This is a genomic window from Pseudonocardia sp. TMWB2A (assembly GCF_017312135.1).
On sequence record NZ_QKQY01000002.1, the window covers coordinates 3,723,076 to 3,744,136 of the forward strand.

General features: G+C 76.1%; 14 protein-coding genes and 1 pseudogene. 6 read left to right on the forward strand and 9 right to left on the reverse strand.

Features of this window, described 5'->3' with window-relative positions; translation table 11 throughout:
- Nucleotides 1-56: 56 nt before the first annotated feature.
- The 7 genes and pseudogenes from DMP17_RS32020 to DMP17_RS32050 all read right to left on the reverse strand — a co-directional run bounded on the left by DMP17_RS32020 (nt 57) and on the right by DMP17_RS32050 (nt 10,280).
- Entirely contained in the window at nt 57-1,799 is a 1,743-nt protein-coding gene (locus DMP17_RS32020) for a heparan-alpha-glucosaminide N-acetyltransferase domain-containing protein (protein ID WP_337831493.1), read from the reverse strand.
- The gene (locus DMP17_RS32025; protein WP_226365187.1) at nt 1,796-2,497 is read right to left on the reverse strand and encodes a BPL-N domain-containing protein; all 702 of its coding nucleotides are present in this window, start codon (nt 2,495-2,497) and stop codon (nt 1,796-1,798) included. The genes DMP17_RS32020 and DMP17_RS32025 overlap by 4 nt, the downstream gene beginning before the upstream one ends.
- The gene (locus tag DMP17_RS32030) at nt 2,494-7,179 is read right to left on the reverse strand and encodes a Pls/PosA family non-ribosomal peptide synthetase (RefSeq protein WP_337832763.1); all 4,686 of its coding nucleotides are present in this window, start codon (nt 7,177-7,179) and stop codon (nt 2,494-2,496) included. The genes DMP17_RS32025 and DMP17_RS32030 overlap by 4 nt, the downstream gene beginning before the upstream one ends.
- 242 nt (nt 7,180-7,421) lie before the next feature.
- Nucleotides 7,422-8,351 (reverse strand): alpha/beta hydrolase, encoded by a 930-nt coding sequence (locus DMP17_RS32035; RefSeq protein ID WP_226357073.1) that lies wholly within the window; start codon nt 8,349-8,351, stop codon nt 7,422-7,424.
- 67 nt (nt 8,352-8,418) lie between these two features.
- The gene (locus tag DMP17_RS32040) at nt 8,419-9,135 is read right to left on the reverse strand and encodes an FAD-binding oxidoreductase (RefSeq protein WP_226357074.1); all 717 of its coding nucleotides are present in this window, start codon (nt 9,133-9,135) and stop codon (nt 8,419-8,421) included.
- A 2-nt stretch (nt 9,136-9,137) separates the two neighbouring features.
- Nucleotides 9,138-9,742 (reverse strand): annotated as a pseudogene (locus DMP17_RS32045) (sulfite oxidase-like oxidoreductase).
- Nucleotides 9,743-9,785: 43 nt separating this feature from the next.
- Nucleotides 9,786-10,280, reverse strand: coding sequence for a DUF3237 domain-containing protein (locus DMP17_RS32050; RefSeq protein ID WP_337831494.1), 495 nt, complete (start codon nt 10,278-10,280; stop codon nt 9,786-9,788).
- A gap of 259 nt (nt 10,281-10,539) precedes the next feature.
- On the opposite strand from DMP17_RS32050, the gene DMP17_RS32055 reads away from it, so the two are divergent.
- The 4 genes from DMP17_RS32055 (at nt 10,540) to DMP17_RS32070 (ending at nt 16,975) form a co-directional block, all read left to right on the forward strand.
- Complete coding sequence (locus DMP17_RS32055) at nt 10,540-12,471, forward strand: methylmalonyl-CoA mutase family protein (protein WP_337831495.1); 1,932 nt, start codon at nt 10,540-10,542, stop codon at nt 12,469-12,471.
- Entirely contained in the window at nt 12,468-14,678 is a 2,211-nt protein-coding gene (scpA, locus tag DMP17_RS32060; RefSeq protein WP_374203881.1) for a methylmalonyl-CoA mutase, read from the forward strand. Before DMP17_RS32055 ends, scpA begins: the two co-directional genes overlap by 4 nt.
- 95 nt (nt 14,679-14,773) lie before the next feature.
- Complete coding sequence (meaB, locus tag DMP17_RS32065) at nt 14,774-15,757, forward strand: methylmalonyl Co-A mutase-associated GTPase MeaB (protein ID WP_226357078.1); 984 nt, start codon at nt 14,774-14,776, stop codon at nt 15,755-15,757.
- Between the two features lie 54 nt (nt 15,758-15,811).
- Complete coding sequence (locus DMP17_RS32070; RefSeq protein ID WP_337831496.1) at nt 15,812-16,975, forward strand: VanZ family protein; 1,164 nt, start codon at nt 15,812-15,814, stop codon at nt 16,973-16,975.
- A 4-nt stretch (nt 16,976-16,979) separates the two neighbouring features.
- Here the strand turns inward: DMP17_RS32070 and DMP17_RS32075 are convergent, their stop codons facing one another.
- Nucleotides 16,980-17,720 (reverse strand): HpcH/HpaI aldolase family protein, encoded by a 741-nt coding sequence (locus DMP17_RS32075; RefSeq protein ID WP_337831497.1) that lies wholly within the window; start codon nt 17,718-17,720, stop codon nt 16,980-16,982.
- Nucleotides 17,721-17,809: 89 nt separating this feature from the next.
- Here DMP17_RS32075 and DMP17_RS32080 point away from each other — a divergent pair, with 89 nt between their 5' ends.
- Both DMP17_RS32080 and DMP17_RS32085 read left to right on the forward strand, forming a co-directional pair.
- Entirely contained in the window at nt 17,810-18,832 is a 1,023-nt protein-coding gene (locus DMP17_RS32080; protein ID WP_337831498.1) for an iron-siderophore ABC transporter substrate-binding protein, read from the forward strand.
- Between the two features lie 40 nt (nt 18,833-18,872).
- On the forward strand, nt 18,873-19,715 hold the full coding sequence (locus tag DMP17_RS32085) for a DUF1932 domain-containing protein (protein ID WP_337831499.1): 843 nt from the start codon (nt 18,873-18,875) through the stop codon (nt 19,713-19,715).
- 43 nt (nt 19,716-19,758) lie between these two features.
- On the opposite strand, the gene fdhA is transcribed toward DMP17_RS32085, so the two are convergent.
- Complete coding sequence (gene fdhA / locus DMP17_RS32090) at nt 19,759-20,973, reverse strand: formaldehyde dehydrogenase, glutathione-independent (protein WP_226357083.1); 1,215 nt, start codon at nt 20,971-20,973, stop codon at nt 19,759-19,761.
- Nucleotides 20,974-21,061: the final 88 nt, after the last annotated feature.

The window sequence follows — 21,061 nt, forward strand, 5'->3', positions numbered from 1 at the left end:
ACGGCGAGGCTATCCGCGGTGCCCGTGGGCGGCGACCGGCGTGCGGCGCCGCCCGGCTACGCCACCCGATCGCGGACCCGGCCGCGCAGCCGGTCGCGGACGGCGTGTGCGGGCGCCGACACGGCGGTCTCCAGGGGTCCGCGCCCGACGGCGCGCCGCCACGCCAGCCCGATCCCGACCGCGACGGCGATCTGCCACAGGTAGCCCTCCCAGGGGCCCAGGTCGTCGAGCGGGGAGTTCATGAACAGGATCGAGCCGACGTAGAGGGTCAGCGTCATCGACCCGGCGGCGGCGAGCGGGCGCAGCAGGTGCCCCAGCAGCGGGCCGGCGCCGCGGACGGTGACCGAGGCGAGGAGCAGGACCGCGCCGAGCACGGCGAGCGCGGACCCGGTGGTCTGGACGACGTCGAGCGGCGTGCCCGAGTGCGGCGCGACGGTCGCGAGCCACCACCACGTCGAGGTGGGGGTGACGCCGTCGGGGTAGCCGGTGACGACGTCGGCGATCGTCGGGGCGCTGTCGAGGATCTCCGGCGGGCTTACCGCGGCGATCGCGGCGTACCCGCCGCCCGGGCCGAGCAGCCACATCGACAGCCCGGTGGCCGCCGTCGCCGCGACGACGCCGCCGCCCAGCAGCGCCGCCGCCGTGCGCCGGTCCGAGAGCCGCAGGCGTCCGACGACGATCCCGACCGCCATGTAGGCGAGCCAGACCACCGCCGGGTAGGCGCCGGTCAGGGTCAGCTCCGACAGCAGCGCGCCGGGGTCGGTGACGAGGTCGAGCACCGAGGGGTTGCCGAGGTCGGGCACCGGCAGGAACGGGCGCACCAGGTGCGAGAGGACCGGCACCCCGAGACACAGCAGCACCGCGAGCGGCGCGAGGACCCGGGTCGGCAGCGCGACCAGCGGTATCGCGAGCAGGAACGCGATCGCGTAGTAGGGGAGGATGAGCGCCGCGATCGACGGGTCGGTCCAGCTCAGGGCCAGTGCCAGCACCATGAGGACACCGGCGCGGGTGGCGAGCATCGCCGCCGCGGCGCGCAGGTCCGGGCCGGTGCGGACCCGGGCGCGTCCGGTCATGAACGCGAACGAGACCCCGGCGAGGACGGCGAACAGCGCCGCGGAGCGGCCGCCGAACACGAGGTAGCTGGGCGTGGGGGTGCCGTCGTCGGTGGCCTCGACGAGGGCGTGCACGGCGATGATGCCGAGCAGCGCGACGCCGCGGGTGGCGTCGACGCCGAGCAGGCGCGAGCCGCGCTCACGGGGTGGCGCGGGCTCCGGCGCGGCCGGGGGAGCCGCGGGCGGGGCGGGCGTGGCCCGGGTGGTGGCCGGGAGCACGGTGGTGGTCTCCGTGGCGTCCGGTGGCGCGGCCGCGGCGCGCAGGGTCCGCGCGGGTACCGACGGGCCCTGCGGAGGACCCGGTGTGCGGGGGGCCGGGACGGCGACGGTCCTCCCGGGCGCGGCACCGGGCGGACCGGACGGCCGGCGCGGCCGGCTCGCGGTCCGGGTGGCGGCGGCGTCCGGGTGTCCCTCCGGGGCCCGGTGGGTGCCGGTGCCGCTGCGCCGGGGCGCGTCCGTCCGGAGTGCCGCGCTCGACGGGGCCGCGTTCGACGGGGCCGTGTTCGACGGGGCTGCGGTGTGCCGCTCCGCCGACGAGGCCGCGGTGTGCGGCGAGGCGGTGTGCGGCCGCGGTGGGGTGGTCGACGGCGCGCCCGGTGCGGGGACGAGGGCGGGCACCGGCGGGCGGGGCGGCGCGGGGCGGTCGGCGCCGCGGCGGTGGCTGCCGGGCGGCTGCGGTCGGGTCATGTCAGAACCTCGTCGATCAGCTGGTGCCCGAGGTCGCGGGCGTCGGCCGGATGCAGCCCGGCGTCGGCGAACCAGTCGGGTCCGGCCTCGGGATGCGGGCCGACGACGCCGACCCGGCCGTGCCCGAACGGGGTCACGGCGGCGGCGACGAGCCCGTCGGGGTAGCGGGCGAGGACGGTGCCGGAGTCGAGCAGGAAGTGCGGGCCGTCCTGGAAGAACAGGGTGCGGTCGCGGCCGCGCCAGTCGAGTCGGACCAGGGCGTCGCCGTCGTGGCCGACGGTGGCGCCGGGGGAGTCGATCCAGCGGTCGGTGTCGCCGGGCAGCAGGCCGAACCCGGGGGTGGCCCCGGCCAGGTAGCCGCCCAGGCAGAACCCGAGGTAGCGGCCGCCGTCGCCGACCCAGTCGCGCAGCGGGCCGGCCGCGGGCCGCATCGTGCGCCACGCCGCGGACAGGGTGCCGCCGCCGGGCTGGGCGTAGAGCGTGGCGCGGGCGAGGGTGTCCGCGGTGAGCGGGAGCCGTTCGCGCGGGCCGGTGTAGTGCACGTCGAACCCGTGCCGCGACGACCCCAGCAGCGCCGCCACCGACTCCGCGCACCCCGTCGGCTGCGACGCCGGTCCGCGGTAGACCAGCGCCACCGGGCGGTCGCCACCGGAGGGGGCCGGGTCGCGGCGGCCGAGCAGCCGCCCGAACAGGCTCACCGCGGGCCCGGCCCGGAGCGGACGGGGTGGTGGTCGCGCTGCTGCGGCACCGGAGGCGGGGCCGTCCCGGGTCCCGGCCGGGGCGGCACGGCCGGGAGGGCCCGTGCGGTGCGTTCCGCGGAACGCGCCGCGGGAGCCGGGCCGGGTGCGGCGGGACCCGCTCCGGTGGTCGGTCCGCGTTCCGCGGAACGCGCTGCGGGCACCTGGCCGCGTGCGACGGGACCTGCCCCGGTGGTCGGTCCGCGTTCCGCGGAACGCGCCGGGCGGCCCGGCCCGCCGTCGCCCGCACCGACGACCGCGCCCACGCGGTCGCCGTGGCCCGCGGCGGCGTGGCGGTGCCGCGCACGGGGCGTGCCGCCCGGCCGGGCGGGGGCACGGCGGCCGTGCCCGGCGCCGGCGGGCCCGGTCCCGGGGGCACCGGCCGAGCCGGCGGCACCCGCGCGGTGCCGGCCGGTGCTCCCGCGGCGCGGGACCTGGCGCCCGGCCAGGACCGAGCGCATCAGCAGCGTGCGGCCCGGGTCGTCGGCCCCCTGCACCCGGGTGAGGACCATCGTGCGCTCCGGGTCGACGGCCGCGACCCGCACGGTCCCGGCCACGGTCTCCGGTGCCGCGGCAGGCAGCACGGCAGGCGGCACGGCGGGCAGCACGGCAGGCGGCACGGCGGGCAGGACGGCCGGTGCCGCGTCGGCCGGAGCCGCGTAGGGCACCGCGCGGGCGGTGATGCCCCGGTAGCGGGAGCCGGGCGGCAGGTGCTCGCCCTTCATCACCAGCGACAGCGGGTCGAGCCGCGCCCCGGCGCCGACGACGGCGTCGTAGAGCACGATCGCCCGGTCCCCGACCGAGGCGCCGTCCGCGACCGACACCGTCGACATCTTCATGACCCGGTCCTCGAACAGGTGGGTCTGCAGCGACACGTCCCGCCCGACGACGGCGTCGTCCCCGATCTCCACCAGGTCGTACTCGGTGAGGTAGGTCGTCGACACGCAGGTCCGGCGCCCGATCCGGGCGCCGAGCAGCCGCAGCATCGGCGGCAGCAACGGGGTCCCGGACAGCATGCTCAGCAGCCCGGGGACCGCGGAGGCCTCGTAGAGCCCGGTGACGAACTCCGAGCGGCGCACGAACCGGCTCCACAGCGGCTCGGTCCGCGGCCGGTAGGTGCCCACGACCAGCCACTTCACGGCCGCGACCAGCAGGACCAGCGCGAGCGCCGAGGCGAGCGCGAGCACCGGTGCCGCGAGCACGACCTGCCACGCCGCGCCGGTGCGGGCCACGTCGGACAGCCCCTGCAGGAACAGGTAGATCGACACCGAGATCGCGGAGGCGGGCAGCGTGGCCCGCAGGAACTCGATGCCGAGCCGCTCGGCGACGCGGCGCCGGGACGGCGCGAACGTCAGCGACTCCGGGTGGTCCCCGGAGTCCTGGCGCACCGGCAGGTGCATCGCCGGGGACCCCAGCCAGGTGGTGTCGCGCGGCACGCCCGACGCCGGGGGCACCGTCGCGACGCCGATCAGCGACTCGTCGCCGAGCGTCGACCCGGCCGGGACGACGGCGGCGTTCCCGACGAACGCGCGCCGCCCCACCAGCGTCGGACGACGGACCATCCAGCCGTTGTGGAAGGTCGCGCTGCCCACGCTCGCCATGTCCGCGACGAAGCTGCCCTGGGAGATCGTCAGCATCTCCGGGTCGATGTGCGAGGCGGTGGACACCTCCGCGCCGCGCCCGATCCGGGCGCCGAGCAGCCGCAGCCAGCCCACCGTGTAGAGCGTCGAGTACAGCGAGTTGGTGTAGGTCAGGCTCATCTCGAGGAGCTTGTCGCCGAACCACTTGCGCAGCCCCAGCGCGGAGCGCGCCGGGAAGACCCCGGGCCCGGTGCGGGGCGCGACCGCCCACCGGCCGACGGCCACCAGCACGCACACCGTCACCACGAACACCGGCCCGACCAGGGCGGCGACGAGCAGGGCGGGGCCGTCGCCGAACAGCAGCAGCGACGACCACACCAGCAGCACCGCCGGGACCAGCGCCAGCAGCGACACCAGCTCCAGCGCGACGATCCCGGCCAGCGCGGCCGCCCGCTGCGGCCGCGTCCAGGACGGCGCCGGGCCGCGTTCGGTCAGCTCGGCGACCGCGGCGTCGGCGGCGTCGGGCACCGCGGGGGACCCGGCCCAGTGCTCGGCGGGCGGCACCACCTGGTCGGCGGCGAGCGCGGACTGCTCCCCGACGACGGCGTCCGCGCCGACCACCGCACCCGGTTCGACGACCGCGCTGGCGCCGACGTGGGCGCCCTCGCCGACCGCGATCGGGGCGACGGTCACCCAGCCGTCGGCCAGCGTCCAGGGCCGCAGCGCGGCGCCGTAGCCGACGGTGGCGCCGTCGCCGATCCGCAGCAGCGCGGGCATCGACAGCACCGAGGTGCCCAGGTGCACGTCGCGGCCCACGGTGGCGCCCAGCATCCGCAGGTAGGCCGGGGCGAGCGGGCCGCCGGACAGCACCGGCAGCGGCGACATCGACAGCAGCAGGTCCGCGGCCCACAGGCGCAGGTGCACCCGTCCCCACATGGGGTACCGGCCGGGTGCGACCCGGGCGGTGAGCGCGCGCACCGCGAGCGGGGCGAGCAGCCAGCGCTGCAGCAGGAAGATCGCGGTGGCGCCGAGGGCGAGCTGGGCCAGCACGTCCGGGGCGACCCGGCCGCCGTGCCAGGCGTACACCCCGGCCGCGGGCAGGGTCATGACCAGCATCAGCACGAACAGCGCGGCGCCCTGCGCGGTCCCGGCGGCGGAGTAGCGGCGCCGGGAGTGGCGCAGCGGCTCCGGGCGCGGGGGCGGGGGCACGGAGCCGTCGCCGCCGTCGCCCGCCGCGTCGGGGTCCAGCGCCGCGGCCAGGCCGCGGACCGTCGGGTGCTCGTACAGGTCGCGCACCGCGGGGGAACGGCCGACGCCGCGCTCGCGCAGCAGGGTCACCAGCCGGGCGGCGAGCAGCGAGTGCCCGCCGAGCTCGTCGAAGAAGTCGGCGGTGACCGAGACTTGGCCGGCGTCGAGCGCCAGCACCTCGGCGAGCACCGCCCGGACCCCGGTCTCCAGCTCCGTCGACGGCTCGACGTGCGGGCCGTGGGCCACCACGATCCGCGGCCCGGACGGGGCAGGCAGCTTCGGCCGGTCGACCTTGCCGCTGGGCATCATCGGCAGCGCGTCGAGCACCTCGACGTAGCCGGGCACCATGTACTCGGGCAGCCGGGTCCGCAGCAGCTCGTACAGCGCCGCCCGGTCCACCGGCCCGCCCGGTCCGGCAGCCGGGACGACGTAGACGGTCAGCTCCTCACCGGTGCCGTCGTCGGTCTTCGCGACCGCGGCCACGGCGCTCTCCACGTCGGCGTGCTCCAGCGCGACGGTCTCGATCTCGCCCAGGTCGACGCGGTGCCCGCGGATCTTGACCTCGTCGTCGGCGCGGCCCAGGTAGACGATCTCGCCGTGCTCGTCGAACCGGGCGAGGTCACCGGTGCGGTAGAGCCGCCCGTCGCCGTTCGCAGGCGCCGCGGGGTGGCGGACGAACCGGTCCGCGGTCTTCTCCGGCAGGTTGACGTAGCCGATGCCGACCCCGGGGCCACCGATGCAGAGCTCGCCGACCTCACCGCGGGGGACCTCGCGCAGGGTGTCGTCGAGGATCACCGCGGAGTAGGTCGGCACCGGACGCCCGATCGTGACCGGCTTCCCCGGGTGCAGCTCGCCCCAGGTGCAGGTCACGGTGGTCTCGGTGGGGCCGTAGGTGTTGAGCATCCGCCGCCCGGGACGCGCCCAGCGCTCCACCAGGCCGGCCGGGCAGGCCTCGCCGCCGACGAGCAGAGTGCGCAGCGCGGGCAGCTCCCGCGGGATCGTCGCCAGCAGGGTCGGCACGCAGCACAGCACGGTGACGCCGGTGTCGGCGAGGAAGTCGCCCAGCTCCGCGCCGATCCGGCGCGAGTCCGTCGGCCCGACCACCAGCGTCGCCCCGGCCGCGAAGGTCGGCCAGATCTCCTCGATCGAGAAGTCGAAGGAGATCGTCATGCCCTGGTAGACGCGGTCGTGCGGGCGGACGTCGTAGACGCGGGTGATGACGTGCACGAAGTTGCAGATGCTCGGGTGGGCGATCGCGACGCCCTTGGGCCGCCCGCTGGATCCCGAGGTGTAGATGATGTAGGCCAGCGGCGCCGGGTCCGGGTCGACCGCGACCGGGGCGAGCGGGTGACGGGGCAGCGCGGCGACGGCGTCGACGCAGGTGTCGAGCAGCACCAGGCCGGGCGTGGGCAGCTCGCCCGCCAGGTCCGAGGTGGTGACCAGCAGGTCCAGCCCGGCGTCGTCGCGGATGTAGCCGACCCGGTCCGCCGGGGCCGCCGGGTCGATCGGGACGAACGCGGCGCCGGTCTTGCCGATCGCCAGCAGCACCGCGTAGGTCCGCCAGGTCCGGTGCAGCAGGATCCCGACGCGACGGCCCGGGCCCGCGCCGAGCCCGGCCAGGTGGCGGGCGAGCTGGTTCGCGCGCGCGTCCAGCTCGGCGTAGGTCAGCTCCAGGCCGCCGTCCTGCAGCGCGACCGCCCGCGGGGTCCGGGCGACCGTGGCCTCGAAGAACCGGTGCAGGCGGTCCGGGTGTCGCGCGGGCGCACCGGCCGGGGCCGGGCGCGCCACGGCGACCCCCGCGCGGGGCGGGGACATCGTCACGTGCCGTCATCTCCCTACACGGCGACGGAACGCTTCCTCCGGTCGAAGCTGGGGAGCACCCTGTGGGTTCAGGGGTACGGACCGGTGAGGCCGCCGCGGTCCCCCGTGACATCGCCACGGGGGCGGGGGCATGTTACGGCGAGCGAGTAAGCGACAGGTACTCACTTTTACGGAGTGTGGCCGCTCACAGGCCGCGCTGCCCCAGCCGGGGCCTCCGGGTCCTCCGTCCGGCCCAGTCAGACGACGGCGAGCGTGCGGCGCAGGAAGTCCACCTGTGCGGTCACGGACCGCTCGAACATCGCGCCGAGGTAGATGTCGAAGTGCCCGCACGGCAGCTCCAGCACCTCCGAGCCCGCCCCGGCCCGCGCGGCCACCGCGCGCACCGACGCCGGCGGCGCGATCGAGTCCCGCGCCGCGACGACGACGAGGATCGGCGCCCGCAGCCGCGCCGCCGCCGTCACCGGCCGGTTCAGCGGGATCCGCAGCGCGCCCCGGGCCCGCATGGTGTTGCGGAACCCGGGCCCGGTGATCGAGGAGTAGCCGCTCTCGGCGTCGTGCGAGGTGATCGCCGCGGTCGACCCGGGCGGTCCGAACACCGCGATCCGGTGCGGCGGACGTCCGAGCAGCCCGGCGGCGGCGTCGCGCAGCCCGTGCCCGGTGAGGCGGGCCAGCTGCCCGGGCCCGGCGTAGCGCAGGATCTCCAGCAGCGCGGCGGTCCCGTCCATCGCCGCGCCCTGGGAGATCACCGCGGCGACCTGCCCGTCGCGGGCGGCGACCGGGACGACGTGCCCGCCGGAGTACGAGCTGCCCCACAGCACGATCCGCTCGGGGTCGACGCCGGGCAGCGTGCGGGCGTGCGCGATCGCGGCGTGGTAGTCGGCGCGGTGCCTGCCGTGGTGGACGTCCTGGTCCAGGCGGGGGTCGCCGGTGCCGTCGGAGGCGCCGAACCCGCGGTAGTCGAACACGAGCACCGCGCAGCCCGCGGCGGCGAAACGCTGCGCGAAGGGCAGCAGCCCGGAGTCGCGGGTGGCGCCGAAGCCGTGCGCCATGACCACGCAGGGGCGGCCGCGGTCGTTCGCGAGCGCGTCGCCGGCCGGGGCGAGGTGCCAGGCCGCACAGCGCAGCCCGCCGCTCGGGAACGACGTCTCGGCGGGGGTGACGGTCATCGTCGGCTCCTGCGGTGCGCGGGCGGGGCGGCGTCATCCTGCCGCACCCCCGCGGCGGGCCGCAGGGTCAGGCCCCGGTCGGCCCGAACTGCTCGATCCGGATCGCGTGGTCGGGGACCCCGGCGGCGGCGAGCAGGTCGGCCGCGGCGGCGGCGAACGCGGGGGAGCCGCACACGAACGCGGTCTCCCCGCCACGGACCAGCGGGGCGAGGTCGGCGAGGGTGAGCCGGCCCGCCGGGCGGTCCGCGCCGGGCGGGGCGGTCCGGGTGAACACCGTGGTGACCGGGGGACCGGTGAGCTCCTCGCCGTAGAACAGGTCGTCGGGGGTGCGGACCGAGACCAGCATCCGGACCAGGTCGGGACGGCCGGTGGCGCGGGCGTGACGCAGCATCGCGGCCAGCGGGACCTGGCCGGAGCCGCCGCCGACCAGCAGCGCGGGGGAGACCCCGTCCCAGGCGAACCAGCCGCCGACCGGCCCGCGGACCTCCAGCACGTCCCCGACGACGGCGACGTCGTGCAGGAACTCCGACACCTCGCCGTCGTCGAGACGTTCGACGGTCAGCGCGATCTCCGGCCGCCCGTCGGGCGCGGAGGCCACCGAGTAGGAGCGCTGTGCGGTGTAGCCGTCCTCGGCGGTCAGGCGCAGCACGTAGTACTGGCCCGGCAGGTGCGTGGCGGGCTCGGCCAGACCGAGCCGGAACGTCCGCACCCCCGGGGCCTCGTCGTGCACCGACAGCACGGTCGCGGCCTGCCAGCGCAGGGTCCGCCGCGGGGTGGTGTCCACGGTCAGTCGCCCTGGAAGCGCTGCTCGGACCACGGGTCGCCGCGGTCGTGGTAGCCGTTGCGCTCCCAGAAGCCGGGCTCGTCCTCGGCGGTCAGGCGCAGCCCGGCGACCCACTTCGCGCTCTTCCAGAAGTACAGGTGCGGCACCAGCAGCCGCGCCGGGCCGCCGTGCTCGCGGGTCAGCGGCGCGCCCTGCGCCTCGAACGCCAGCCACGCCCGGCCGCCGGTGAGGTCGGACAGCGGCATGTTCGTGGTGTAGCCCGAGTGCGAGTGCGCGACGGCGAACCGCGCCTCCGGCAGCGGCCCCGCGGCCTCCAGCAGCGTGTCGACCGCGACCCCGCTCCAGCGCATCCCGAACTTCGACCAGGTGGTGACGCAGTGGATGTCGCCGTACCAGCGTTCGCGGGGCAGGGCGCGGATCTCGTCCAGGTCCACTCGACCGGGCGCTGCACGAGGCCGTCGATGCGGAAGGTCCAGCGGGCGGTGTCCAGGGTGGGGGCGCGTTCGGCGGTCAGCACCGGCCACTGGTCACCGGCGTCGTACTGGCCGGGTGGCAGCCGCCGGTCCCGCGGCCTGCGCCCGACGAATCCTCGGGTCACGGGGGGCATGCCGACCACAATGCACCCCCACCCCCGGTTGTTCCCGCCCGTCTCAGGTCACGAGGTAGGCGACGTAGGCGACCGCGTCGGCGGTGCGGACCGCGGAGCCGACGAGCACCGCGGTGTTGAGCCAGGCCAGGTCCGGGTCGGCGGTCCGGGCGTCGACGACGACCCGGAAGTAGTAGCGGGCCGGGTCGACCGGCTCCCCGGCGAGCAGCGCGTCGAGGACCGCGGCCGGGCCGGTCCGGTAGCCCGCCGTCGCCAGCTGCAACAGGTGCCCCGACCGCAGCGCCACGGTGTAGCGGGTGTCGATCACGGCGGTGCCGTCGTCGAGCACCCGCTGGCGGTCGGCGCCGCCGCGGAGCACCTCGCCGTGCAGCCCCTCGCCGTCGCGGCCGGGCCCGGAGACCGTGCCGCCGACGATGGGGATCTCCCGCTCCCGGCCGAACGGGGTCCGGCCGACCTCCAGCGGCGGGTCGAGCAGGACGTGGACGCGGGCGACCGGGGTCAGCCCGGGGACGGCGGGTGCGGGTCCGGGAGTCGACACGGCCCCAGACTGGCGTCCGGGGCCGCCCGGGGCTACCCATGAGGACTACCGGCGGGGAACCGCCGGGTGTACGCCGCGAGGCCCCCGGACGGTCCCGCTGCGCCAGTCGGGTGCATCACAGGCCGTGCGCGCCTCGCCACAGCGCATGCCCCCGGCGGCACCGGCTCACTAGACTCCGCTGCACTTCGGTGGCGTCGACGACGGCGCCATCCGGCGGGCAACGAGGCCGCCCCGCGGGCCGGTGAGGAGAACAGAGCGGATGACGGACAGTGACCGCAGCGCGGTCGACCGCGCAGCCGGTCCGGAGGGCTCTGCCGTGGACGGTCCGGTGGAGCCGGAGGAGCTGGTCCTGGCGGGCGCCTTCGACCCGGTCACCCGCGACCAGTGGCTCGCCGCCGCCGACGCGGTGGTGCGCAAGTCGGGCCGGATCGGCGAGGACGCCGAGCTCGGGGCCGGGGTCGAGACCCTGACCCGCACCTCGCCCGACGGCATCCGTGTCGCGCCGCTCTACGCCGACGAGGACACCACCGACCTGCCGCCCACCGGCGTGCCGGGGTCGTGGCCGTTCACCCGCGGCGCCCGCACCGAGGGGCACGTTCCCGACGGCTGGGACATCCGCCAGCGCCACGCCGGCACCGACCCGGCCGCCGTCCGCGAGGCCGTGCTGGCCGACCTGGAGTGCGGCGTCACCTCGGTGTGGCTGCGCGTGGGCGAGGGCGGCGTCGCCGTCGCCGACCTGGCGCGCGCCCTGGAGGGCGTGCACCTGGACCTGGCCGGGGTCGCCCTCGACGCCGGGACCGAGCAGGTCGCCGCCGCGCACGCCTATCTGGACCTGGCCGCGCGCAACGGCGTCGAGGACGCCGAGCTGCTCGGCTCGCTGGGCGTGGACCCGATCGGGCTGCGCGCCCGCGCGGGGTCCGGCCCGGACGTCGACTCGGTCGTCGAGGTCGCCCGCCGCGTCCACGGCACCTTCGGCAAGGTCACCGCGGTCACCGTCGACGCGACCGTGATCCGCGAGGCGGGCGGCTCCGACGCCCAGGAGCTGGGCTGGTCCCTGGCCGCGGGCGTCGCCTACCTGCGGGTGCTCGACGCGGCCGGGATCGCCGTCGCCGACGCGGCCCGGCTGCTCGAGTTCCGCTACGCCGCCACCCCCGAGCAGTTCCCGACGATCGCCGCCCTGCGCGCCGGCCGGCGGCTGTGGGCCCGGGTGCTGGAGGCCTCCGGCGTCACCGACGTGCCGCAGACCCAGCACGCCACCGTCCCCGAGGCGCTGTTCACCCGCCGCGACCCGTGGGTCAACATGCTCCGCGGCACCGTCGCCGGGTTCGCCGCGGGCGTCGGCGGGGCCGACGCGGTCACCGTGCCGCCGTTCGACGCCGCCCTCGGCGTCGCCGAGCCGTTCTCCCGCCGCGTCGCCCGCAACACCCAGAACCTGCTCGTCGAGGAGTCGCACCTGGCGCGGGTCATCGACCCGGGCGGCGGCTCCTGGTACATCGAGCACCTCACCGACGACCTCGCCCGGCTGGCCTGGGAGTTCTTCGTCGAGATCGAGGCCGCGGGCGGCGCCGTCGCCGCGCTCGACTCCGGCCTGGTCGCCGAGCGGGTCGGCGAGGTCCGCCCCCGCCGCGAGGCCGACGTCGCGAGGCGGAGGACGCCGCTCACCGGCGTCTCGGAGTTCCCCGACCTGAACGAGAAGCCGGTCGAGCGCACCCCGCTGCCGCCGGCCGTCGAGCGCGGGGGGCTGCCGCTCTACCGCCCCGCCGAGGCCTACGAGGCCCACCGGGACCGCTCCGACGCGCTGCTGGGCGAGACGGGCTCGCGCCCCACCGCCTTCCTCGCCACCCTCGGCCCGCTCGCGGTCTACACCGCCCGCGCCGGGTTCACCCGCAACCTGCTGGCCGCCGGTGGCGTCGACACCGTCGACGCCGGCCCGACCGACTCCACCGCCGACGTCGTCGAGGCCTACGGCAAGGACGGCACGCCGGTCGTGGTGCTCTGCTCCTCGGACAGGCTCTACGACGAGCGGGCCGCCGAGACCGCCGCCGCGCTGCGCGAGGCCGGTGCCGCGCGCATCCTGCTCGCGGGGAAGCCGAAGGACGAGGTGCCCGGTGTCGACGGCTACCTGTTCGCCGGCTGCGACGCCCTCGCCGTCCTCGACGACGTGTACACCCACCTGGAGGGCTCGAAGTGAGCATTCCCGACTTCACCGGCGTGCCGCTCCTGGGCGACACCACCCCCGCGACCGCCTGGACCGGCTCCGCCGACGTCTGGGAGGCGCCGGAGGGGATCGGCGTCAAGCCGCTCTACACCGCCGACGACCTCGCCGGCGTCGACTTCCTGCACACCTACCCGGGCATCACCCCGTACCTGCGCGGGCCGTACCCGACGATGTACACCAACCAGCCGTGGACGGTGCGCCAGTACGCCGGGTTCTCCACCGCCGCGGAGTCCAACGCGTTCTACCGGCGCAACCTCGCCGCCGGGCAGAAGGGCCTGTCGATCGCGTTCGACCTGGCCACCCACCGCGGCTACGACTCCGACCACCCCCGCGTCTCCGGCGACGTCGGCATGGCCGGTGTCGCGATCGACTCGATCCTCGACATGCGCCAGCTCTTCGACGGCATCCCGCTGGACAAGATGTCGGTGTCGATGACGATGAACGGCGCCGTGCTCCCGGTGCTGGCGCTCTACATCGTCGCCGCCGAGGAACAGGGCGTGAGCCCCGAGAAGCTGACCGGAACCATTCAGAACGACATTCTGAAGGAGTTCATGGTCCGCAACACCTACATCTACCCGCCGCAGCCGTCGATGCAGATCATCTCCGACATCTTCAGCTTCACCAGCCGGAAGATGCCGAAGTTCAACTCGATCTCCATCTCCGGGTACCACATCCAGGAGGCGGGGGCGACCAACGACCTGGAGCTCGCCTACACCCTCGCCGACGGCGTGGAGTACCTGCGGGCCGGGGTCGACGCGGGCCTGGACATCGACAAGTTCGCGCCGCGGCTGAGCTTCTTCTGGGCGATCGGCATGAACTTCTTCATGGAGGTCGCCAAGATGCGGGCCGCGCGCCTGCTCTGGTCGAAGCTCGTGAACCGGTTCGAGCCGCAGAGCGCCAAGTCGCTGTCGCTGCGGACGCACTCGCAGACCTCCGGCTGGTCGCTGACCGCCCAGGACGTCTACAACAACGTCGTCCGCACCTGCATCGAGGCGATGGCCGCGACCCAGGGCCACACCCAGTCGCTGCACACCAACGCCCTCGACGAGGCCCTCGCGCTGCCGACGGACTTCTCCGCCCGGATCGCCCGCAACACCCAGCTGCTGCTGCAGCAGGAGTCGGGCACCACGAACGTCGTCGACCCGTGGGGCGGCTCGTACTACGTCGAGAAGCTCACCTACGACATCGCGAAGCGGGCGTGGGCGCACATCGACGAGGTCGAGAAGGCGGGCGGCATGGCCCAGGCCATCGACGCCGGCATCCCGAAGATGCGCGTCGAGGAGGCCGCGGCCCGCACCCAGGCCCGGATCGACTCCGGCCGCCAGCCGGTCATCGGCATCAACAAGTACGTCGTCGAGGCCGACGAGCAGATCGACGTGCTCAAGGTCGACAACGCGAACGTCCGCCGCGAGCAGCTCGACAAGCTCGCCCGGCTGCGTGCCGACCGCGACGACCGCGCCGTCGACGAGGCGCTGCGCGCGCTCACCGGCGCCGCGGAGAAGATCGCCGAGGGCTCGTCGCGCTCCGACGACGAGAACCTGCTCCAGCTGGCCGTGAACGCGGCCCGCGACCAGGCCACGGTCGGGGAGATCTCCGACGCACTCGAGAAGGTCTTCGGCCGCCACGCCGGACAGATCCGCATCATCTCCGGTGTGTACTCCGCCGAGGCCGGGCAGAACCCGGCGATCGACCGCGCCCGCGAGCTCGTCTCCGAGTTCGCCGGCCACGAGGGCCGCCAGCCCCGCATCCTGGTCGCGAAGATGGGCCAGGACGGCCACGACCGCGGCCAGAAGGTCATCTCGACCGCGTTCGCCGACATCGGCTTCGACGTCGACGTGGGGCCGCTGTTCCAGACCCCGGCCGAGGTCGCGAAGCAGGCCGCCGAGTCCGACGTGCACGTGATCGGCGCCAGCTCGCTGGCCGCCGGGCACCTCACGCTGGTCCCGGAGCTGCGCCGCGAGCTCGCCGAGCTGGGGCGCGACGACATCATGGTCGTCGTCGGCGGGGTCATCCCGCCCGCGGACGTGCCGGAGCTGCTGGAGATGGGCGCGGCCGCGGTGTTCCCGCCCGGCACGGTCATCGCCGAGGCCGCGGTCGACCTGCTCGGCAAGCTGGCCGCCGCGCTCGGCCACGACGAGCCGGACACGTCCGCGCAGGCCGGCACCGTCTACGCCGACTGAGCCACGCCGCCACCGTCATCGTGCCGCCGTCGCCGTGCCCGGTGCGCCCACCCGCGCACCGGGCGCGGTGCCGACCCGCAAGGAGAGTCCCGCCGATGGCCCCTCGCGTCCCCGACCCCGCGGAGCTCGCCCGCGGGGTCCTGGCCGGCGACCGCACCCTGCTCGCCCGGGCGATCACCCTGGTCGAGTCCAGCAGGCCCGACCACCAGCGGGCCGCCCAGGAGCTGCTCCTGGAGCTGACCCCGAAGGCCGGGCACGCGGTGCGGGTCGGCATCTCCGGGGTACCCGGGGTCGGGAAGTCGACCTTCATCGAGGCGATGGGCTCCACGCTCACCGGCCGGGGCCACCGGGTGGCGGTCCTCGCCGTCGACCCGTCGTCCACCCGTACCCGCGGGTCCATCCTGGGTGACAAGACCCGGATGCCGCGCCTGGCCGTCGACCCGGACGCGTTCGTGCGGCCGTCGCCCTCGGCGGGCACGCTCGGCGGGGTCGCCCGCCGCACCCGGGAGACGATGGTCGTCATGGAGGCCGCCGGGTTCGACGTCGTCCTCGTCGAGACCGTCGGGGTCGGTCAGTCCGAGACCGCCGTCGCCGGGATGGTCGACACCTTCCTGTTCCTGACCATCGCCCGCACCGGCGACGCGCTGCAGGGGATCAAGAAGGGCATCCTGGAGCTCGCCGACGTCGTCGCCGTCAACAAGGCCGACGGCCCGCACGAGCGCGACGCCCGCGCCGCGGCCCGCGAGCTCGCCGGCGCGCTGCACATGATGACCCCCACCTCGGCGCACTGGCGCACCCCCGTGCTGTCCTGCTCCGCGCAGACCGGGAAGGGCCTGGACACCGTGTGGGAGAAGGTCACCGCCCACCGGGAGGCCCTCGACAAGGGCGGCGAGCTCGCGACCCGGCGCGCCGACCAGCAGGTCGAGTGGATGTGGCAGATGGTGCGCGACCGGCTCATGGACCGGGTGCTGCACGACCCGGCGACGGCCGAGCGGCTCCCGAAGCTCACCGCCGAGGTCCGCGACGGCGGCCTCACCCCCACCCTCGCCGCTCAGCAGATCCTCGACGTCCTGGGCTGAACCACCCGTTTCGGTCCCCGGGCGCAGCCCGGACGGTCGCTAACGTCGGCGACCGTGAACGACCGGATCATCCCCGGGGTGCTCGCGATCGGGCTCGGGTCGGCGCTGGTGCTGGCCGTGCTCGTCCCCGCCGTCGCGCTGACCTACCGCCGCCGCGGCCGCTTCGGGCCCGGCGAGCTGGCCGTGCTCGTCGCCGTCCCGGTGTACGGGCTGGCCATCCTCGGCTACACCCTGCTCCCGCTGCCCCAGGTCGACGCGGCGTTCTGCGCCGGGCGCACCGCGGCCGACTCGCTGCAGACCCGGCCGTTCGCCTTCGTCGGCGACATCACCCGGATCGCCGCCCGCCAGGACGCGACCGGGGTGCGGGCCTGGCTCGCGAACGCCGCGGTGCAGCAGGTGGTGCTCAACGTGGCGCTGTTCGCGCCGCTGGGCTGGTTCCTGCGCGGGGTGTTCCGCCGCTCGCTGCCGGTCACCGTGGCCGCCGGGTTCGCGGTGTCCCTGCTCGTCGAGGCCACCCAGTACACCGGCAACTGGTTCCTGTTCCCGTGCGCCTACCGGCTCGCCGACGTCGACGACCTCATCGCCAACACCGCGGGCGCCCTGCTCGGCGGGCTCGCCGCGATGCTGCTGCGGCCCCGCTCGTGGGACGCCACGGGCGACCCGGACCGCCCGGCGCCGGTCACCGGCGGACGACGCCTGCTCGGCGCGGTGTGCGACCTGATGGCGGTGTGGGCGACCGGGGCGCTGCTCGGGTCGTTGCTGCTCGGCGGGGCCACCGTCGTCGCCGGGCTGCGGGCACCGTTCCCGGACTGGTACGACACCGCCAACTCCGTCGTCGGCTTCGGGGTGCCGCTGCTGGCGTTCCTGGTCGTGCCGCTGCTCGGCTGCGGCGGCACGGTCGGCCAGCGCGCGGTGCGGCTGCGCCCGGCATTGCCCGGCGGCGGCGTCCCCGGCCGCGGACGCCGCCTCGCCCGGGCACTGCTTGGCACCGGTGGGTTCCTGCTGCTGTCCGGGCCGTCCGGCGCGCTCGGCGTGCTCGGGCTGCTGTGGGGGATCGCGGGCCTGGTCGGGCTCTGGCGCAGCACCGGCCACCGCGGGGTGGCCGGCCGGCTCACCGGGCTCACGATGGTCGACGCCCGGGAGCCCGCCCGCACCGCCCCGGACGACCGTCCCGCAGCGCCCGACCGTCCCGCGGCGCCCGACCGCTCCGCGGGCTGACCGCTCAGGGCCGGGCGTCGGCCAGCTTGTCCGCCAGCGCCGAGCGCAGGATCGCCTGCTCGGCGGCGAGCATCGTGAACGTGCACCCCAGCGCCCGGAAGCGGCGCACGTGCGCGGGGGAGTCGCAGTAGATCCCCACCGGCACCCCGGCCCCCGCGCACACCGCGGCGATCCCGGAGACCAGCTCGGCGTGCCGGTCGGACTCCGGGCCGCCGTCGCCCTGGGCGGCGAGCGGGAGCCCGTGCGCCAGCGCCAGGTCCGACGGCCCGACGAACACCGCAGCGACCCCGTCGACGGCCACGATGTCGGCGAGGTTCGCCACCGCCGCGACCGTCTCCACCATCACCACCGTGCGCGGCGGCGCGAACACGTCCCGGCCCTGCCACGACGGGCGGACCGGCCCGAAGCTGCGCACCCCGTCGGGCGGGTAGCGGCACGCCGCGACCGCCGCCGCGGCCTGCTCGGCGGTGTCGACCAGCGGGACGATCACGCCGTCGGCGCCCCGGTCCAGGGCCCGCCCGATGCCCTCGGCACCGTGGCCGGGGACCCGCACCAGCGACGGCGTCCCCGTCGCGGACAGGGCCTGCAGCATGCCCAGGACGGTGTCGTCGCCGATCAGGCCGTGCTGGGTGTCGACGCAGACCAGGTCGAACCCGACGGAGCCGGCGATCTCGGCGACGGCGGGGGAGGGCAGCTGCAGCCAGCCACCGACCGCGTCGCCGGTGAACAGGGGATCAGGGGTCATGCGACGACCGTGCCGCCCCGCCCACCCGACACGCCAGTCGAGACCGTCGTCTCGTTGTGTGCCGCGCTCCGGTCGGCTGGGATGTGCAGGTGAGGCTCACCTTCCCTGTCCGTGTCGTGGTCCGTGCCGTGGTCGCCGCGCTGTGCCTGGTCCTGCTCGCCGGCTGCGGCGCCGGTGCCACCGAGACCCCCGCGCCCGCGGGCGGGGACGGTGCGGCCCCCACCGCGCTGCCCGCCGGGCAGGGCTCGCCCGAGCCCGACGGCGTCTTCCCGCGCACGGTCACCCACGAGATGGGCACGACGACGATCCCGGCCGAGCCCCGGCGGATCGTGGTCATCTCCACCGGGCAGCTCGACGGGCTGCTGTCCCTCGGCGTCGTCCCCGTCGGGTCCACCCGGGCCGAGGCGGCCACGATGGTCCCGGGCTACCTCACCGCGGCGTTCCCGCAGTACCGGGCCGGGCTCGCGGCGATGGCCGACGTCGGCCTGCGCACCGACCCGGCGATCGAGGCGGTCGCCGCGGCGCGCCCGGACCTGATCCTGGCCAACGTCGCCGGGGCGAAGGACTTCTATCCCCAGCTGTCCGCGATCGCGCCGACCGTGATGACCCGGGGCAACGGTGTGAACTGGAAGACCGACCTGCTGCTGGTCGGGTCCGCGCTGGGCCGGGCCGGTGCCGCGCAGGCGCTCGTCAACGACCTCGCCGGGCGGGCCCGCGCCGTCGGCGCGCGCGCCGGGTCGGTCGAGGTGTCGCTGCTGCGCATCCAGTCCACCCGGGTCCGGGTCTTCGGCGTCGGCTCCTTCCCCGGCTCGCTGCTCGCCGACGCCGGGATCGCCCGGCCGGAGAGCCAGCGCTTCGCCGCGACCTCGCGGGACCTGTCCACCGAGGAGCTCGGCCGGGCCGACGGCGGATGGATCTTCTACGGCGTCCAGGGCGCGGCTCCCGGCGCCGCGCCCCCGGCCCTGCTGACCGAGGGGGTCGGGGCCTCGCTCGGCGCGGTCCGGGACCGGCACACCACCGCCGTCGACGACGACACCTGGTTCCTCAACGCGGGCCCGCAGGCCGCGCGCGTGGTGCTCGACGACCTGGCCGCCGCACTCGGGGCGGGGTGAGCCCGCCGGGACGGGTGGGGCGGGGTGCCATCATCACCCCATGTCGTCGCCGTCCGCGCAGCCGGTGTCCCTGCCCGCCCGGCCGGTGGTCGGGGTCCTGCACCCCGGCGCGATGGGCGCCGCGCTCGGATCGGCGCTCAAGGCCCGCGCGGGCGCGGTGATCTGGGCCGACGCCGGCCGCTCGCACGCCACCGCCAAACGCGCCGAGCTGGCCGACCTGCAGGCGGTGCCGACCGTCGCCGACCTCGCCGCCCGGGCCGACGTGATCGTGTCGATCTGCCCGCCGCACGCCGCGCGCGAGGTCGCGGGCCTGGTGGGCGCCGGGCTGGCCGGGCGTACCGACCGCCCGCTCTACGTCGAGGCCAACGCGGTGTCCCCGGACACCGTGCGCGGCATCGCGACCCTGCTCGGCGACCGCGCGACCGTCTGCGACGGCGCCGTCATCGGCCCGCCCGCCTGGACGGCGGGCACCACCACGCTGTGGCTGTCCGGGCCCGGGGCGGACACCGCCGCCACCCTGTTCGAGCCCGGCCCGTTCGACGCCCGGGTGCTCGGCACCGCCGGGACCGACCTGGGCGCCGCGAGCGGGCTGAAGGCCTGCTTCGCGCTGCAGAGCAAGGCCGCACCGATGCTGTGGCTGGCGCTGGAGGAGGCCGCCGCGGCGTTCGGCGTCACCGAGGCGCTGCACGCCGAGCTGGACCGGGCCGGGGTCGACCACGCCGCCGCGCTGGCCCGCACCCGCGAGCGGATGGCCGGGAAGGCGTGGCGCTGGGCGGGGGAGATGGACGAGGCGGCCGACGCGTTCGCCGCCGCCGGGGTGCCCGACGGCTTCTCCCGCGCCGCCGCCGAGCTCTACCGGCGCGCGGCCGGTGCGGGCGGGTGAGCCGGGCCCGGCACCGCGACGGCGGCACCGGACCCGGCCGGTCTCACGCCGCGACGCTGCCGTGCGGGTCGATCACGAACTTGCGGGCCACGCCGCCGTCGAACTCCTGGTAGCCGCGCGGGGCGTCGTCCAGCGTGATCGTGGTGGCGTTGACCGCCTTCGCGATCTGCGCCCGGTCGGACAGGATCGCCTGCATCAGCTGCCGGTTGTACTTCTTCACCGGGCACTGGCCGGTGGTGAAGCTGTGCGACTTCGCCCAGCCCAGGCCGATCCGCACGCCGAGGGTGCCCTCCTTGGCCTTGTCGTCGGCGGCACCCGGGTCGCCGGTGACGTAGAGCCCCGGGATGCCGAGCGCGCCGCCGACCCGGGTCACCTCCATGACCGAGTTCAGCACGGTCGCGGGCGCCTCCCCGGCATCCTTGCCGTGCCCGCGGGCCTCGAACCCGACGGCGTCGACGGCGGCGTCGACCTCGGGCTCGCCGAGCAGCTGCTCGAGCTGCTCGGCCAGGGTGCCGTCGCCGGACAGGTCGACCGTCTCGCAGCCGAAGCTGCGCGCCTGCGCGAGCCGCTCGGGGATCATGTCCCCGACGACGACCGCCGCCGCCCCCAGCAGCTGCGCGGCGTGGGCCGCGGCCAGCCCGACCGGCCCGGCACCGGCGACGTAGACCGTCGACCCGGTGGTGACCCCGGCGGTCACCGCGCCGTGGTAGCCGGTCGGGAAGATGTCCGACAGCATCGTCAGGTCGAGGATCTTCTCCAGTGCCTGGTCGCGGTCGGGGAAGCGCAGCAGGTTGAAGTCGGCGAAGGGCACCATCACGTACTCGGCCTGGCCGCCGACCCAGCCGCCCATGTCGACGTAACCGTAGGCGGCGCCGGGACGGGCCGGGTTGACGTTCAGGCAGACGCCGGTCCTCCCCTCGTTGCACATCCGGCAGCGCCCGCAGGCGATGTTGAACGGCACCGAGCAGATGTCGCCGACCTTCGCGAACAGCACGTCGTCGCCGACCTCGACGATCTCGCCGGTGATCTCGTGGCCGAGCGACTGCCCGACCGGTGCGGTGGTGCGGCCACGGACCATGTGCTGGTCGGACCCGCAGATGTTGGTGGTGACGATCTTCAGGATCGCCGCGTGCGGAGCCTTCCGCTGGATGCCGAGACCGTCGACGACGTCGGACGGCAGCTCCAGCTTCGGGTAGTCGATCGACTCGACGGCGACCTCGCCGGGCCCCTTGTACACGACGACGCGGTTGTCGGGCATGGTGCGCTCCCCTCCTGCGTGGACGCGCGGACCGCGGTCGCGGCCGCGCGGCGGCGCCGCGGCCACACCGATCCCGCGCCCCCACGGG

What these genes read in the sequence shown, in the direction of transcription:
- DMP17_RS32030 (WP_337832763.1), bottom strand. Translation starts at nt 7,179, where the DNA reads ATGTCCCCGCCCCGCGCGGGGGTCGCCGTGGCGCGCCCGGCCCCGGCC.
- fdhA (WP_226357083.1), bottom strand. Translation starts at nt 20,973, where the DNA reads ATGCCCGACAACCGCGTCGTCGTGTACAAGGGGCCCGGCGAGGTCGCC.
- DMP17_RS32085 (WP_337831499.1), top strand. Translation starts at nt 18,873, where the DNA reads ATGTCGTCGCCGTCCGCGCAGCCGGTGTCCCTGCCCGCCCGGCCGGTG.
- DMP17_RS32035 (WP_226357073.1), bottom strand. Translation starts at nt 8,351, where the DNA reads ATGACCGTCACCCCCGCCGAGACGTCGTTCCCGAGCGGCGGGCTGCGC.
- DMP17_RS32020 (WP_337831493.1), bottom strand. Translation starts at nt 1,799, where the DNA reads ATGACCCGACCGCAGCCGCCCGGCAGCCACCGCCGCGGCGCCGACCGC.
- DMP17_RS32075 (WP_337831497.1), bottom strand. Translation starts at nt 17,720, where the DNA reads ATGACCCCTGATCCCCTGTTCACCGGCGACGCGGTCGGTGGCTGGCTG.
- DMP17_RS32055 (WP_337831495.1), top strand. Translation starts at nt 10,540, where the DNA reads ATGACGGACAGTGACCGCAGCGCGGTCGACCGCGCAGCCGGTCCGGAG.
- meaB (WP_226357078.1), top strand. Translation starts at nt 14,774, where the DNA reads ATGGCCCCTCGCGTCCCCGACCCCGCGGAGCTCGCCCGCGGGGTCCTG.